15 protein-coding genes and 1 other RNA gene are annotated in these 15,852 nt (G+C 49.7%); 2 read left to right on the forward strand and 14 right to left on the reverse strand.

All coding sequences use genetic code 11. The features are described 5' to 3' along the window. Window positions 1-163 precede the first annotated feature (163 nt). Window positions 164-616 carry a VOC family protein gene (locus BUE76_RS14200; protein WP_073041026.1) on the reverse strand — a complete coding sequence of 151 codons (453 nt, stop codon included), beginning with the start codon at window positions 614-616 and terminating at the stop codon, window positions 164-166. A gap of 83 nt (window positions 617-699) precedes the next feature. Between BUE76_RS14200 and BUE76_RS14205 the strand changes: the two genes are divergently transcribed. Further along, window positions 700-1,602 carry a CPBP family intramembrane glutamic endopeptidase gene (locus BUE76_RS14205; protein ID WP_073041029.1) on the forward strand — a complete coding sequence of 301 codons (903 nt, stop codon included), beginning with the start codon at window positions 700-702 and terminating at the stop codon, window positions 1,600-1,602. A 177-nt stretch (window positions 1,603-1,779) separates the two neighbouring features. Here the strand turns inward: BUE76_RS14205 and rnpB are convergent. The 11 genes from rnpB to BUE76_RS14260 form a co-directional block, all read right to left on the reverse strand. Continuing rightward, an RNA gene (gene rnpB / locus BUE76_RS14210) (RNase P RNA component class A) lies at window positions 1,780-2,171 on the reverse strand. A 254-nt stretch (window positions 2,172-2,425) separates the two neighbouring features. Further along, complete coding sequence (locus tag BUE76_RS14215; RefSeq protein ID WP_073041551.1) at window positions 2,426-3,442, reverse strand: Smr/MutS family protein; 1,017 nt, start codon at window positions 3,440-3,442, stop codon at window positions 2,426-2,428. A 110-nt stretch (window positions 3,443-3,552) separates the two neighbouring features. Further along, window positions 3,553-4,077, reverse strand: a complete 525-nt coding sequence (locus BUE76_RS14220; protein ID WP_073041031.1) for a hypothetical protein — start codon at window positions 4,075-4,077, stop codon at window positions 3,553-3,555. A 90-nt stretch (window positions 4,078-4,167) separates the two neighbouring features. Next, the gene (locus BUE76_RS14225) at window positions 4,168-5,901 is read right to left on the reverse strand and encodes an amino acid permease (RefSeq protein WP_083596395.1); all 1,734 of its coding nucleotides are present in this window, start codon (window positions 5,899-5,901) and stop codon (window positions 4,168-4,170) included. A gap of 246 nt (window positions 5,902-6,147) precedes the next feature. After that, entirely contained in the window at window positions 6,148-6,780 is a 633-nt protein-coding gene (locus BUE76_RS14230) for an NUDIX hydrolase (RefSeq protein WP_073041035.1), read from the reverse strand. Between the two features lie 10 nt (window positions 6,781-6,790). Then, window positions 6,791-7,756: a polyprenyl synthetase family protein gene (locus BUE76_RS14235; protein WP_073041037.1), complete on the reverse strand. Its 966-nt coding sequence runs from the start codon at window positions 7,754-7,756 to the stop codon at window positions 6,791-6,793. A 277-nt stretch (window positions 7,757-8,033) separates the two neighbouring features. Next, window positions 8,034-10,154, reverse strand: coding sequence for a ribonuclease R (rnr, locus tag BUE76_RS14240; RefSeq protein ID WP_083596396.1), 2,121 nt, complete (start codon window positions 10,152-10,154; stop codon window positions 8,034-8,036). A 5-nt stretch (window positions 10,155-10,159) separates the two neighbouring features. Next, on the reverse strand, window positions 10,160-11,233 hold the full coding sequence (gene lpxK, locus BUE76_RS14245) for a tetraacyldisaccharide 4'-kinase (protein WP_073041039.1): 1,074 nt from the start codon (window positions 11,231-11,233) through the stop codon (window positions 10,160-10,162). Further along, window positions 11,223-11,789: a 5-formyltetrahydrofolate cyclo-ligase gene (locus tag BUE76_RS14250; RefSeq protein ID WP_073041041.1), complete on the reverse strand. Its 567-nt coding sequence runs from the start codon at window positions 11,787-11,789 to the stop codon at window positions 11,223-11,225. Before BUE76_RS14250 ends, lpxK begins: the two co-directional genes overlap by 11 nt. Beyond that, complete coding sequence (locus BUE76_RS14255; protein WP_073041044.1) at window positions 11,782-12,345, reverse strand: RsmD family RNA methyltransferase; 564 nt, start codon at window positions 12,343-12,345, stop codon at window positions 11,782-11,784. Before BUE76_RS14255 ends, BUE76_RS14250 begins: the two co-directional genes overlap by 8 nt. Continuing rightward, window positions 12,333-13,121, reverse strand: coding sequence for a DUF3822 family protein (locus BUE76_RS14260; protein WP_073041045.1), 789 nt, complete (start codon window positions 13,119-13,121; stop codon window positions 12,333-12,335). Before BUE76_RS14260 ends, BUE76_RS14255 begins: the two co-directional genes overlap by 13 nt. Before the next feature lie 87 nt (window positions 13,122-13,208). On the opposite strand from BUE76_RS14260, the gene BUE76_RS14265 reads away from it, so the two are divergent. Beyond that, window positions 13,209-14,555, forward strand: coding sequence for an MATE family efflux transporter (locus BUE76_RS14265; RefSeq protein ID WP_073041048.1), 1,347 nt, complete (start codon window positions 13,209-13,211; stop codon window positions 14,553-14,555). 48 nt (window positions 14,556-14,603) lie between these two features. Here the strand turns inward: BUE76_RS14265 and BUE76_RS14270 are convergent, their stop codons facing one another. Beyond that, a complete protein-coding gene (locus tag BUE76_RS14270) occupies window positions 14,604-15,353 on the reverse strand; it encodes a tetratricopeptide repeat protein (protein WP_073041050.1) in 750 nt (249 codons plus the stop codon). A gap of 9 nt (window positions 15,354-15,362) precedes the next feature. Next, complete coding sequence (gene folB, locus BUE76_RS14275; protein ID WP_073041052.1) at window positions 15,363-15,725, reverse strand: dihydroneopterin aldolase; 363 nt, start codon at window positions 15,723-15,725, stop codon at window positions 15,363-15,365. Window positions 15,726-15,852: the final 127 nt, after the last annotated feature.

Raw genomic sequence — 15,852 nt, forward strand, 5'->3', positions numbered from 1 at the left:
AGTTGTATTTACGAAATTATCAGTAGGTTGTACACTACCCCTATATGGTACTATTTATTTGATTTTCATCTTTATCCAGTTTCGTTTTTTGAGTAGTAACTACTCGAAAACGAAACTGGATTCTTTTCTTTTACTACTCAAAAAACGAAAGCTATTCTATACCCTATTTCTGTTCATCATTTACCTCAAGCCAATGTCCATCGAGGTCTTTAAAATATATCTGGTGTACACCGTCTATGCGGGTAGTAATGCTAGAGGATTTACCGGGCCAGTCTTCGTAAGGCACACCAGCAGCGGAGAGTTTGCTAATCAGCGGCTGCAACTGTGGTACCGAAAAACAAAGATGGGTGTTCTTGTTTTGGTCAACCGGTGCGCCCAGGCCTTCTATCAGGTGGAGGGCAGCGCCGCCGCTGCCAATGGTAAACCAGGTATGCTTACCATCGTGGAAAGGTTCCGGGATGGTATCCAGCCCCAGCAGGTCGCGGTAAAAGCGGGTACTCTTTTCCAGGTTTTGGGTATAAAGGGCGATATGGTTGATACGGGGCGCGGATGTTTTCTGGCTCAGCGCGGCAAACGAACACAGTACAAGGGCAAGCACAAGGGTGAAGGAGCGCATAAAATGGTTTTGCTAAAAATAAGGAATATAGAAACCAGCGGCTACGAAGTCTTGCTGCCGCTTTTATCCGACATTCGCCGCGCATGAAAGCCATCCTTGGGTATATACGCGCTTACCTGGTGCAGGCCAACTGGCCGGTGCACCTGCTTACCCTTGCGCTGCTGGCAATGCTGGTGTTGATCAATTACCGGTGGGGACTCAACCAATGGCTTTACCAGCACTCCCTTCCCGGGCAAATGGCCGGCTGGTTTTGCCTGCTGTTGATCTCGCTCGGGGTACCTTACCTGTTGTACCGTTGGCTCGAGCCCCGCTCCTATCACCGGCACGCCACCTTTGCGGGTTTGCTGCTGGCGGCGCCACTCCTCTTTGCCTGGAAAATGACCTGGCCCATACACCCGTTCAGCAACCAGCCACATAGCTTATTTTGGAACCAGGTTATATATTTCCCCGCCAAAGTGTTGGGCATCTGTCTGGCCCTTTGGGTGGTTTGGCTGCTGGCAGGCAAAGACGAACGCTGGATGGGTTTGCGTACCCCCTCCACAAGCATGCAAACCTATTGGCTGATGCTCCTGGTAATGGTGCCACTGGTAATGCTTGCCGCCACCCAGCCCGACTTCCAGACTGTTTATCCCAAGCTGCAACATGCCTTTCCAAAAGGCAGCACTGCCAACTGGTACCAGGTGCTTCTTTTTGAACTGGCTTATGGCAGCGATTTCATCACCATCGAACTTTTTTTCCGGGGCTTCCTGGTCATTTATTTTGCCCGATGGGCTGGTGCCCAAGCCATCCTGCCCATGGCTGCCTTTTATTGTGTTATCCATTTCGGCAAACCTTTAGGAGAATGCATCTCTTCTTTTTTCGGGGGCATGTTGCTTGGTATTGTTTCCTATCGCACCCAAAGCATCTGGGGAGGCCTGGTGGTGCACTTGGGTATTGCCTGGTTGATGGAGGGAGCGCCTGGCCTGATAAAACCCCTGCTCTTCTAAAACACCTCCTGTCCTCCTAAAAGTGGAATTTGAGACGGAGCCCCTGCCCTATTTACAAACAGCTTAAGGTAGGTTTGGTACAATACAACAGCGCCCCTCTGTTCAGGAGGGGCGCTGTTGTATTTGAGACTGCTTTGACCTAAGTTTCCCCTTTGGTGGGACAAGGAGTGTTGTTTTAAAAACTGCAAGCCTGTAAGCCGGATTCTGTCATCCCGTTTGCACGGGTCCGTTATCATTTATCTGCGATGCCTGTTGCCAGACACCTGTATCTGCCTACCCTGAACCGTGTGCCGCCCGAAGGCTGCAGCGGGAACGGGCCGCTCCCAACCAGTTCTATACATGGCATTTCAGCACGCCAGGTTTACCCCCAATGGCTGTCTCCAACCATTGCCGTGGGCTCTTACCCCACGTTTTCACCCTTACCCTTACAAGAAGAGCGGTAATTTTCTGTGGCACTGTCTCGATCCCGTTTTACCAGGATGTCCTGCCGTTAGCAGGAGGCGCTGCCCTATGCTGTCCAGACTTTCCTGACCCTGCGCTAGGCACGGCCCGATAACGCGGCTTGCAGTGGGGCAAAGGTAATGAGGAATGGGTGATGAGTGATTAGTGAAGCGTTATTGGTGAGAAAAGGAATCATGGAAGGCCAACTTATTAAAATTTAGACATGGGCATGTCTTAGAAAAAACATGAAGCTTTTACTATTGCTTTAAAATTGAAAAACCTTAATCATTTTGGTACCCGGATGACAATAGAGGTTCATCATATTCAATATCCGCTACTCATTTCTAAATACTCCTCACCCTTCACTTCTCACTCATTCCTCCTAAAAATATATCTCCGTTGCCCCATAGCCATAAGCCGGGTGGTATCGGTTTACAAAAGATTTTACTTCACGTTTAAGGCGGAGCGCATCGTGTATTTCATCGCGTAGTTTGCCCGTACCCACACCATGAATCATAATCAGGTGCGGCAGGTGGTGTGCTACGGCAAGCTCATACCATTTTTCAAATTCACGGAGCTGGATATCGAGAATTTCGGCATTGGTAAGGTACTCCCAACTGTCCTCCAGTTTTTCGATGTGCAGGTCCACTACGGAGCGGGCGGGTGGCAGGTGGCGGCGTGCTTCTTTGGCGTTGTACACCTTCACGCCTTTGGCTACCAACGAGGAAAGATCAAGGCCAACGGGTTCTTCTTTCACTGCCTCGGGATAGTGCTCAAACAAGCGGTACTTGAATGTAGGCTCGCCTTTTTCCTGGATCTGTTGAATCTGCTGGAAGATCTGTTTGCCTTTCAGCTTGGTATTGGTTTCAAAAAACGGCGCCTTTCCTTTTTCAGGTTCGGGTAAGGAGAACTCGAACTGGAACTGCGGGTTATCGCTCATGTCGCCAAAAGGAATATCATGGAGGTAAAAATCCTGTTGCGGGTTGATCTCACCTTTCAGCTCAAATTCATTGTCTCCAAAAAACTGGAGCTTGTATTTGAATTTAAAAGTTCTTTCGGTTCGGTTAATCAGGTGCACTTTCAGCAGCTCCACCACATCATCGCCAAATTCATCGGTGTCAAAAACAGGCAGGAAAGACAACCAAACCCCATCGATGATCCTGGGTCCTTTTACCTTGTCTTTTGGCAGGTCTTCCACGTAGCGCTTTTCCTTCTTGGCACCAAACATCTTCTTTTCGCTGAAGCGTTTGAAATAAGGAAAATCGAGCTGGTCGATATAAGCAGGAAAACGTACGCCCCGCACTTCCACCATCACCATTTCCTTGTTGATGATTTCGATTACCTCGCCTTCTTCGTTGCTGTGCTTCACCAAAACCTTATCGCCTACCTGGAATTTCATTGTATGCTTTTTCTGTTGTTTGCCGGTATGCAACCGGCCGGTAAAATTAAGCACAAAAGGAGCGCGGAATAACCCGCGCTCCTTTTGTAAATGCTAATAATATTTTGTGCTTAACGGAAAGGTGCGTAAAACACACCATCGGTTACGTTATGGATATTTCCGTTGGCATCTGCCATCTGTCCTTTGAAGGTGCCCCGTACGGTGCCCGAGCTGATCTGGCTGATGGTAAGTTCAAAACCGCTGGCGGTGGGTACAAACAGGTTGGTAAATACGGTACCTATCGAATCGGTAAAGGCCATTGCCGGCGCGTCCCTGCCTGGAACTTCGGGATAGGTTTTCGTTATTACAGGTGGTTGTTCAGCCAGCACCAGCAGCATACCCGAAGGGTCGGTTGAAAGATCGGCCAAGCCCTGGATGATGATGGTTTCCAGACTTGGTTCCAGGCGCCGCTCGGCAAGGATATTTTCCTTGTAATCCTTGGCCTGCCCATCGAGGGTAAAGCGGAAGAAATAGCCCGTATCCAATCCTTCTTCCTGCGACACTTCTTTGGAGCAACCCGTGCTGAAGAACAGGAGTCCGCAACCGGATAAAACCAAAATCAAGGGCAGGATCAATTTCCGTACAGTGTTTTTCATCATGGTAAGATTAGGGTTAATGGCTGCATGCAGCCACTGAACACAACAGGTAACCAAACGCTTCAGGCGCCTGTTTTATTATGCAGGTATTTAAGCCTGTCCCGGATGGAGCTTGCTGCGGCGGTAACCGTACATAAAGTATACCACCAATCCAAGGGCAAACCATATAAAGAACCATTTCCAGTTGGTTGCCGACATGCCGGTAAGCAGGTAGAGGCAGGTGGTCAGTCCAAGCAGGGGAATAAGCGACAATTTGCGCAAAAATGCAAGGGCGGCCAGCACCAGGCAAATAACCCAGAACACGATGGTGGCGATTTTTACCGCCCCGGTTTGAAAGAGGTAATCCTTTCCTGCGGCATCGGTATAGTCGTTGAAGTCGCCATTGAGCAGTTCAGAAAAATAACGGGGTGCAAGGCTGCCCACCAACACCAGCGCAAAGAGGATGATTGCGGGATAGATCAGCCGGGCATTGATAAAAGGCATATGGAATCGACCTGGCACCTTTTCTTTTTGTGGCAGCAACAAAACCCCACCACATACCAGCACAAAGGCAAAGAGGGTACCGATGGATGTAAAATCGAGGACGAAGGTTTTGTCGGTAAACAATATGGGCGTACCTACCATAAAGCCGGTCAGCACGGTAGAGAAGGAAGGCGTTTTGTAATTGGGGTGAATGCGCTGAAAGGCCGGCGGCAGCAAACCATCGCGGCTGATGCTCATCCAGATACGGGGCTGGCCCATCTGGAAAACCAGCAGTACGGATGTCATAGCCACAACGGCTACCAGCGATACCAGGAATTGCATCCAGGCAACACCTTTAACTTCAAAAATAAAGGCCAGCGGATCGCCGATGCCATCAAATTGCTTGTAATCTACCACGCCGGTAAGTACCAGCGCCAGGATGATATAGACTATCGTACAGATCACCAGGGAGTAGATCATTCCCCGGGGAAGGTCGCGTTGGGGGTTTTTGCTTTCTTCAGCCAGTACGCTTACCGCATCAAAACCAATATAAGCGTAAAACACACCGGCAACGGCCAGCATCACCCCGCCAAAACCATTGGGCAGGAAAGAGCGTACACCGGTTTCGTTCATAGGCGTCCAATTGGCGGTATCAATATAAAAAGCACCTACAATGATCACGATGGCGATCACGGCCAGCTTAAGTACCACCATTACATTGCTGAAATTGCGGGATTCTTTGATGCCGCGATATACCAGCAAAGTGATCATGGCATTGATAGCGATTGCGGGCAGGTCCACAATAAAGCGCATGCCGCCCACCAGTGGTGCGGTGTTCCATGCAGCAATGGACTCCTGGTGCGACGAACCAGCTTCAATGGCATGCTTTGCTTCGTTGTAGGAGGTGGACAGGTAAGCAGGTATGTGCATGCCCAGTCTTTCGAGCAGGGAAGTAAAATAGTCGCTCCAGGAAAAGGCCACATAGATGTTGCCAATAGAATATTCCATTACAAGTGCCCAGCCTATCACCCAGGCAAAGAGTTCACCAAAGGAAGCATAAGCATAAGTATAGGCGCTACCTGCAACAGGAATACGGCTGGCAAATTCTGCATAGCAAAATGCTGTAAAGCCACAGGCAATGCCGCAGATAATAAAGAGCAATACCACACCCGGACCGCCCGTAAAAACTGCTGCACCCAAACTACTGAACGATCCCGCGCCAATGATTGCCGCAATGCCAAAAAAGGTGAGATCCCTTACAGTAAGTACCCGGCTCAATCCCTCATGGGCATGCGCTTCTGCATCGCCCTTGTCGTGCATGATACTCTTAATGGGTTTTCTCCGGAAAATGGAATGCGACATTCAATGGATGATTTAAGGCGGCAAAATAAAGCAAAGGCGGGGAAGCGCACAAAGAATGTGCTACCAGAATGTAGGTTATCTCACATACATCAAAACGGGTTTATATACGTGGTTGTTCAGCTAGTTAACCTTTTCTTGTTTTTATAAAAGTGTCTTTGCCTACTGTTTTGATAATTTGGATGCTTTGCAAACAATTACTGGTACAAAGCTTATGGCGTACACCAGTGATGTTTGCAACACCCGGTCTTAATCAACTACTGGCACCAGGTTATTACTTTCCAGTTGCTGATACAATAAGTCGATCTGGCTTTTTAAAATGCGTACTTCAGAAAGCGGGGGCAGTTTGTCCCTGTCGAAATAAGCCACCTCCAGTACATCATGCCCAGGCTGCAGGGTTTGTGTTTCCGTGGTACAATGAAACATCAGTTTATAGATATAATAGGGTTCGGGCGGATGAGGGTGCATCTTTTTATCAAAGATGGCCAGCAGCCGACCCACTGTTACTTCAATGCCTGCTTCTTCGCGGCATTCTTTGATGACATTTTCCGCAGGGGTAAAACCTATATCGGCCCAGCCACCGGGGAGGGTCCAGCAGCCATCCACCTGTTCGCGCACCAGCAATACTTGCCCTTTATCATTCAGGATAAATGCGCGCACATCCACTTTGGGCGTGGGATAATCTTTGGGAGGCGGCAAAGCATGCTCCAGGGTACCCGAAGCAAAACCGGCTTCGTTTTCCAGGAGCCTTCCGCTGATCTCCCGCAACTCGGTATAGCGTTCGCGGTCAAATTCGTCTTTAGCATAGAGCAGTCCCGTGTCGGCCATGGCCCTGATCCTTTGCAAGCTTGAAAAAATGTTGGTGTTCGTGGTGGGTGTCATATACGGGTGTTTACTTGTCCCTTGATACCAGGTAATGAGCAAGGTCGGTAAGGGGTTGCTTGCGGTTGGATACTACAGCTACATCTTCCAGGTGCTGTAAGGCTTGTTGCAGGTACTGTTCTTTGAGGTGGCGAGCCCAGTCGTCCACGCCACATTTGCGGAAAATGGAGATTACTTCGGCTACTTTATGGTCACTGTTCGACAACAGCAATTGTTCCAGTGCTTCTTTGTCTTCCTTGGGTGCGGTTTCCAGGGCATGAATCAACAGGAAGGTTTTTTTATTGGCTAAAATATCGCCACCTACCTGTTTGCCAAATTTTTCAGGATCGCCAAATGCATCCAGGTAATCGTCCTGCACCTGAAAGGCTAAACCCACCTTGCGGCCGAACTCGTACAGCAATCCCTGGTTGCGATCCGATGCACCGCCCAGAATGGCACCCATCTTCAGGCTTGCCGCCAGCAATACCGATGTTTTAAGGCTGATCATGTGCTCGTACTCTTCGAGACTTACCTCATCGCGGCTTTCAAAGTCCATATCCAGTTGCTGGCCTTCGCATACTTCCCTGGCTGTTTTATTAAACAGCGGCAGGATGCGCACCAGGTACTTGGCATCGATTTGTTGCAGGTATTCGTAAGCAGCCACCAGCATCACATCGCCAGCCAGCAGTGCAGTGCTTTCGCCAAATTTTTCATGCACGGTTACCATGCCGCGGCGCAGAGGTGCCCGGTCCATGATATCATCGTGAACCAGTGTGAAGTTGTGAAACAATTCCACCGCCGTTCCCACTTTCCATGCATCAGGTACAATGACATCAAACAACTCATTTCCCATGAGGGTTAAAATGGGCCTTACCCTTTTACCTCCCAACTGTAAAAAGTAGCGGTTGGGATCGTATAGCGTTGCAGGTGTTTGCGGGAAATGATCGCGGTTGAAAAAACCGGTAAACTGGACAGAAAGCTGCTCGAATGTTTGCATGTGAAAATGGTAGAGGGCCAAAGATAAGGCCCCACCAATACTATTTCCACCTAGGTAGTGTGGTTTGTACAATAGGCGACTGTCATGCCTGACTTGTTTCGGCATGACACACTCCGATATTACTGTACTACCTACTTGAAAGTGGTATCATAGATTGTTGTTACGACAGGTTGCATAGAAGAAGCCCCGGAAGTGCCGGAGCTTCTTCTATATTTAGTTGCATACAGATAAAAGACCATTGAAGCTTGCAGCTCATAGCTTGTAGCTTTTACAAATGCTATTCTTCTTTTTTATTTTTGCGTTTGGGCTTTTCTGTTTTCTCCTTGGTGGCTTTAGTTGTTTTGGGTTTATCAACCTTTGCCTTAGGTGCCCGTGTCTTTTTGGCTTTTGGCTTTTCAGCTGCGCCTTCCTCGTCGGGTTCAGGAATGGCAGTAAGTACCCATTCGTAGTCCAATTGCCGCTTGGTAAGGTTAGCAGCCACTACTCGTATCCGTACTTTATCGCCTATGCGAAAGCGGCGGCCACTGCGGCCTCCCACCAGCATATAATCTGATTCTACATGCCTGAAATCATCATAATCTGAAAGGGAGGCAATACTTACCAGGCCCTCACATTTGTGCTCCACGGTTTCTACCCAAAAGCCAAAAGAAGAAACCCCTGAAACCACCCCGTCAAATTCATCGCCCAGGAACTGCTGCATAAACTCTACCTGCTTGTATTTGTTGGCGGCACGTTCTGCTTCCATGGCGGCACGTTCTCTTTCCGAACAATGCTTACACTTTTGCTCCAGCTTTTTGTCGATATGTATATCGCCGTCAAGCACCTCCTGAAGGATGCGGTGGGCCAGCACGTCGGGGTACCGGCGAATGGGCGAAGTAAAGTGGCAGTAATTTTCGAATCCGAGACCGTAGTGCCCTATATTTTCAATGGTGTAAGCAGCTTTTGCCATGGTGCGGATACCCAGTTGCTCCAGCACGTGTTGCTCGGGTTTGCCTTTTACATCTTCCAGCATGGCGTTGAATGATTCGGCAATCTTATCCGGCGTACTGAGGTCGAACTTATGGCCAAACTTGCGGGCAAAAGCAATAAAAGGCGTGAGCTTTTCTTCCGATGGCAGGTCATGTACCCGGTAAGGGAAAGGAATGGGATCCTTGTTCACCTTTACCTTGGATACCACCGTTGCCACCACCTGGTTGGCCAGCAGCATAAACTCTTCGATCAGCTGGTGCGATTCCTTGCTTTCTTTTACAACAATACCAATTGGTTTGCCGGTTTCATCGAGCTTAAACCGCACCTCCTGGGAAGAGAAAGAGATGGCGCCATTTTCAAAACGCTTCTTGCGGATGCGCTGGGCAATGCTGTGCAGGATCATCACTTCATCGCTATACAAACCTTCACCCTTTTCGATGATCTCCTGTACGTCTTCATAAGTAAAGCGGTGATCGGAGTGGATGACGGTGCGACCTACCCAGTGTTTTTTTACCACACCCTTGGGTGTCATTTCAAAAACAGCGGAAAAGGTAAGCTTGTCCTCTTTGGGCCGAAGCGAGCACAATACATTGGAAATATGCTCGGGCAACATGGGGTTCACCCTGTCGGGCAGGTACACCGATGTGGCCTTGTGGTAGGCTATCTCGTCCAATGCGGTATTGGGCGTAACATAGTGACTTACGTCGGCAATGTGCACGCCTATTTCATAGTTGCCGTTGGGCAACACTTTTATGGAAAGCGCATCATCAAAGTCTTTTGCATCAACGGGGTCGATGGTAAAGGTGAGGATGTTGCGAAAATCGCGGCGTTTATCAATTTCACTTTGCGGGATGGTATCCGGTATGCGGGCCGCCTCTTCCATGGCATCATCCGGGAACTCGAGGGGAAAGCCATTCTCCAGCAGTATTTCCTTCATGGCCACTTGGCCCGGGTTTTCGTTGAGTACGGTTACCACTTCACCCTCCGGCCTTTTGCCGCTTTCCTCGCTCCACTTGGTTAGCCGTACCACTACCCTTTCGCCATCTTTGGCTTCGTTAAAAGCGGATGAGGGAATAAAAATATCAGGCATCCTGCGTTCTGAATCGGCTACAAAGAAGGCAAAGCCTTTATTCATTTGCAGGGTACCTATAAACTCTGTTTGTTTGCGGTTAACCACTTCCGTTACCACGCCCTGCACCCTGCGGCCTTCCCGGCTGCTGTTGATGCGCACCTTAACGGTATCCCCGTTGAGGGCGGTATTAAAATCGTTGGGTTTAACCATGATGTCGGCATCAACGCCTTCCACCACCACGAAACCCATACCCGAACGGGTTACTTCCAATCGACCCTGCACCTGCTGGCTGCCACCGCCACCACCGCTACCCTCTTTCCTGTTGCGTCCTTTCTTTTGGCTATTTTTTCGTCCCATGCGTTCTACTCCGGCTTTTTAAAATTCTTAATGAATGTAACGACTGTTTCTATAAACCGATGCTCACCTTCAAAAAGAAACCGGTGTTCAATAGGCAGGACTGAAAAAGGCATGCCATTGATTTCGCTGGCAAATTTTTCCAGGCGCATGGCATCCTTCTCTGTAGTGAGGATGATCTTTTTAGGGTTGGTGAGGTTTTCAAAACGTTTTTTTATATCCCTGAAATCATCAATGGTAAAAATGTGGTGGTCGCCATACTGCATCAGGTGGTAAGTATGTACCTGGTCTTCCAGGTAGGTTTTCAGCGGCTTTGGATTGGCAATACCCGTTACCAGCAATACTTCGGTGTCGGCATCAATGATAACCGGTGCCATATGGGTGATATGGTACGGCATGCCATAGGCGATGGTCGTAAAATATAGCTGCTGGTGTTCCCTGGGGCTTATTTCCCGACGTATGGCTTCCGCCTCGCCAGTACCCATTTGGGCCGGGCATTTGGTAACGACAATGATATCCGCCCTTCCGGCAGCATGGCGGCTGTCGCGGAGGTCGCCGGCAGGTAAAAAGAAATCGCGGGTGTACAGGTTGCCGCAATCGGTAAGCAGGATGTTCAGCCCGGGCTTAATGGCGCGGTGCTGGAAGGCGTCATCCAGGATCACCACTTCCGTATCAGGCCGGTCGTGCAGCAGTTGTGGAATGGCTACAATGCGCTCCTCGCCTACTGCCACCGGTACCCCGGGGAATTTGCGGTGAAACTGCATGGGCTCATCGCCAATATCGATGGCGGTAGTGTTTTCGGTAGCCAGGGCATATCCCCTTGTTTTCCGTTTATACCCCCGGCTAAGGGTGGCCACCTTAAAGTGACGGGTTAGCTGGCGCACCAGCAGTTCTACCATGGGCGATTTGCCCGTACCCCCAACAGAAAGGTTACCCACACAAATGAGGGGCAGACCAAAATTTGCTGAGCGCAATATTTTTTTATCGTACAGCCAGTTACGTATCACTACGATGAAACCGTAGAGCAGGGCAAAAGGCAGTAAAAGAATGCGGAAGGATTTCAGGAACCAGTCAAAAAACATAAACCTTTGAAGGAGTGATACAAAGGTCTAAAGGTATGTCAAATTCATGGGTGTCTTCCAGCAGCGACACAGGCTCGAAATAACTGAGGCCAACCTTGAGACAATCCGGCCGGCAGGCTGCCAGAAACCGGTCGTAATAACCTTTTCCGTACCCTGCCCGGTTTCCCTGAAGGTCATAGGCCAGCAGCGGCACCAGCACCAGGTCTACTTCTTCTGGCTCCAGCTTCAGCCCCGTTGCAGGCTCCAGGATATCGTAAGCATTGGGCACAAAGTCCTCTTCACTATCCGGCACGATGGCATCAATCCCGAAATCTGTTGTGATGCGGGGAAAGGCAATAGCCACGCCCGGGTTGGAAAATGCCAGGTAGCGCGTCAGCAGGAAAGTGTCCACTTCCCCTTTTTCGCCCGATGGGTAATAACTCAGGACCTTCGCTACAAAGGGCAGCCCCGCCTGTTGAAAGGAAATCAGGAGCAGGTCATTCCAGCGGTTTGCCTCCGCATCAGTGATTGCCGCCCGTTTGGCACGAAACAAGGCCCGTGCTTCTTTTTTACGCATGCTTATCCTCGTTGGCCGCTTTGTTTTCGAAAAAAGAAAATACGGTGGTGCCGTAATTCTTCATTTTAAAAAAGTTAGGATGCTGTTGGTAATCGTTACGGGGCGTATGCTCCAGCACGAAGATGCCACCAGGCTTTAGCAAACCGTGTTCAAAGATTTTTACCGGCAACTCATCAATGGTGGTAAGCGCATAGGGCGGACCGGCGAAAATAAAGTCGTATTGTTCGCGGCAGGTTTCAATAAAGCGGAAGACCTCCGATTTGATCACCTTAAAATTCTCGAGCTTTAGTGCCGTTGCATTTTTCTGGATAAATGCATGCATCTGGTTGTCGCGTTCCACAATGGTTAGGTCGGGCACGCCGCGGCTGGCCAGTTCGTAAGAAATGCTTCCGGTACCGCCAAAGAGGTCGAGGGTTTTAAGCTCCTCGAAGTCCAGGGTATTCTGGAGCATATTGAACAGCCCCTCCTTGGCAATATCCGTTGTGGGCCGGGTGTGGGGCATATGGGCAGGTGGGTTGATCCTTCTGCCGCCATGATTTCCGCCTATGATGCGCATTGGGCCAGGTTGAACAGTGAAGAAAAGAAGTGTTTGGGCAAATCTGTGCCGCCGGAGTGTACCGCATCCCCGTGGCTGAAATGGATGTTCAGGAAGTATTGGTGCAGTTCCTGGTACAAGGCCGAGTCGGGAGCAATAAAACCGGATAGAGCTAGCCCGGTAGTTTGTTGGCTAAAGCCAAACTCGGTACAGATCTTCAGCAGGTAATACACAACATCGAGCGACGACTTATAGGCATACTGCTGTTGTAACAGGAGCAGCCCATCGTTATGTACCGATACCCTTATTTCATTGTCGATAAAAAAAGCCTGGATGGTGGGACCGCTTTCTTCCGCAGCTGCAGTACAGGCCAACGCAGGTACAAACAGTACTTCGTTGAACTTATCGTGTAATAGGGCATTGAGGTGGCGGGGCACTACAAAAACATAGTGGTGCCCGTTGGAATATACCCTTGCCTCGCTTCCCTGCCCCGGAAAAAGGGCGTCCAGCAGCAGGTCGGCCTTGCCATCAAAACGATGGGGCAAAAGGGTGGTTTGCGGCAGGGCCAAAGCCACGCGGATCTTATTGCGGCTGATACCAGCGGCATCCACCGTATCCATGATCTTTTGCAGGCTGCTATCCTGGTCTTCGGGACTGAATTGCCAGAGCCTTGCAAAGCGGGGCTCCGCACCTTTTCCATCCAGCTGTGATAAAAGGCAATAACCTGTACCCAGCTCCATCAGCAGGGGTGCGTTGCCTGCATCACTCAGGCTTCCAGATTCGAAAAGGGTCCTCAATACACGTGATTTAAGGCGCGCAAAATACAGATTCCCAAAGAATTTGACCGATTCATCTTGCCGCCTTCGTAGCTTGCAGCCCTTCGCATGGAAACGAAATTACAGGTGGCTACCACCAACCGGCAGATCCTGAACATAGCGCTGCCCATCTCCCTGGCGATGATGGTGCCGCAGCTTAATTTTATCATCAATAATGTTTTCCTTGGCCACCTCAACGAGCAATCGCTGGCGGCAGCCAGCATTACGGGGGTGTATTACCTTATTTTCGGCTCTATTGGCTATGGACTCAATAATGGGCTGCAGGCGCTTATTGCCCGGCGTGCCGGCGAAAACAAGCCCGATGAAATTGGCCGGATCTTCAACCAGGGTATCCTGATGGCCCTGCTGATTGCCGTTGCCGCCATCCTCATCACCTATTTCATTGCGCCGGTTATTTTAAAAGCCAGCCTGCATTCGGAAGAAACCTACCGCATGTCGGTCGACTTCCTGCGCATCCGGATATGGGGTGTACCCTTTCTGTTTGTGTACCAGATGCGGAACGCCCTTCTTGTAGGTACCAACCAAAGCAAGTTCCTGGTTATCGGCACCCTTGCTGAAGCATTGGCCAATATCTTTTTTGACTACACGCTGATCTTTGGCCGGCTGGGCTTCCCTGAACTGGGCTTTAATGGCGCTGCCTATGCCTCCGTGATTGCGGAATTCATGGGTATGTTCATTATCTACCTGGTCATTCATTTTAAAGGCATCAGCAAGCGATTTTCGCTTTTCAAGGGGTTTCGTTGGGACGGCCATAATGCACGACTCATTGCCGACATGTCGGGACCGCTTGTTTTCCAGCACGGCATCGCCATCGTTAGCTGGGTATTTTTTTACATCCTGGTAGAGCACCATGGCCAAACCAGCCTTGCAGTAAGCAATACCATGCGCAATGTGTTTGGGTTCTTCGGGGTTTTTGTTTGGGCTTTTGCAGCTACCAGCAATACCATGGTGAGCAATGTAATTGGGCAGGGCAAGAAAGAAGAAGTGTTGCCTGTGGTAAAAAAGATCATGCGGCTTAGCCTGATGATGGCTGTTGGGGTGTGTATCCTGCTCAACCTCTTTCCGCATGTTTACCTCGGCCTTTTTGGCCAGGACGAAGCATTTGTGAGTATGGGCACGCCGGTACTCCGGCTTATAGCATTTGCTATGATCATCATGTCCATGGCTACGGTGTGGCTTCAAGCGGTAACCGGCACAGGTAATAGCCGGGTTACGTTCCTGGTTGAAGTGGCGGCAATCGTTGTGTATTGTGCTTATGTATACCTCACCCTCGAGGTTTATTTCCTGCCCATCATCTGGGGTTGGGCTTCCGAAATGCTTTATTGGATCGTGATGCTCAGCCTATCCTATTGGTACCTCAATAGCGGCAGGTGGCAAAAAAAGGAAATCAGGTAAGCGTACAAGTTCCCTGGTTTTTTTGGCATGCACTTTCCTTGCACCAAATCATTCCAGTTCTTTCATCAAAGCCTTGCCTTCCGCTTTAATGCGGTTGTCATCACCGGTACGGGTAGGAAGGGAGGCCAACTTTTGCAACAGGGTCCGCGCTTTTGCATCCTGGCCTGTTTGGTGGTAAGCCTTGGCGAGTTCCAGGTAGTTGAGCGCAAAGTTGGCTTCCAGTTTCTGGGCTTTTTCGTAAGCCTGTATGCTATGCTGGTAGGAAGATTCGGGGAAGCCGCCGTAAAATAACTTAACAGCGGTACGCTCTACAAAATTGAGGCTGCTGATTTCGTAATGCCATTTCCCGAGCACATGCCAGGCGCGACCGTGGTTGGGATTGTACCGGATGGCTTTTTCCGCATTGGTTTTGATGGCTTTCACTGCTGCAATCTTTTCCTTATTGGGACCTGCAAGGGCAAGTCTGCCCATGGCAACCGAAAGCACATAATACCCATCTGCTTCATTGGGCTGCACCCTGATGGCCTGCTCGGCAGATTTTTGCGCAGCCCTGTAAAAGGCAAGCATGTTATTCTTATCGCGTTGCGAAATGCCTAAACGGCTGTACAGTTCGCTCGACTTCCACAGTGCGTAGTAGTTATTGGGTTCGGTGCGGAGTACCTGTTTCAATTTATCCAATGCAGCGGGTTCATTGGCATTTTGTTCCAACTGAACGGACTCCTGGATCAAGGATGCATTATTTTGGCCGGCTGCCAGCCAATGTACCAGGAAAAGGGTTAGGGTGAGCAGAAATCGCATGGTTTGTATTTAGTATTCACGGGTATAAGAAACACCTACCGAACCGGTAAAGTTGGTGATGGGAGGCGTGGTTTTGCGAATGCTGATAAATGCCTTTTTTATCCTGGGGAAAACAGGCAGGAGGTCGTCGCAAATACGCATGGCACAGGTTTCCAGCAATTGCTTGCGGTCGCTCAATTCTGCAGCTACAATGCGGTACACTTCCACATAGTTCACCGTGTCTTCTATACGGGTAATGGGCACTTCAGGAGCCTGGTAGCTGATGAGCACATCCACCTCAAATTCATTCCCAACTTTTTTTTCTTCGGCATACATACCATGCTCGCCAAAAAATCGCAGGCCACGGAGTTCAACGGTCATTATTCCAGCCATCAGGGTTCAGTCTTTAGTTAAAAAAGGCAAGCTATGGAACGCTGGGGCAATATAGGGTGTAAAAACAAAAGCGGACCACTCGTGTGATCCGCTTTTATATATGAGTTGGGTTCAAAAACCAGAACTA

The sequence above is a fragment of the Cnuella takakiae genome (assembly GCF_001953305.1).
GTDB classification, from domain to species: Bacteria; Bacteroidota; Bacteroidia; order Chitinophagales; family Chitinophagaceae; genus Flavisolibacter; species Flavisolibacter takakiae.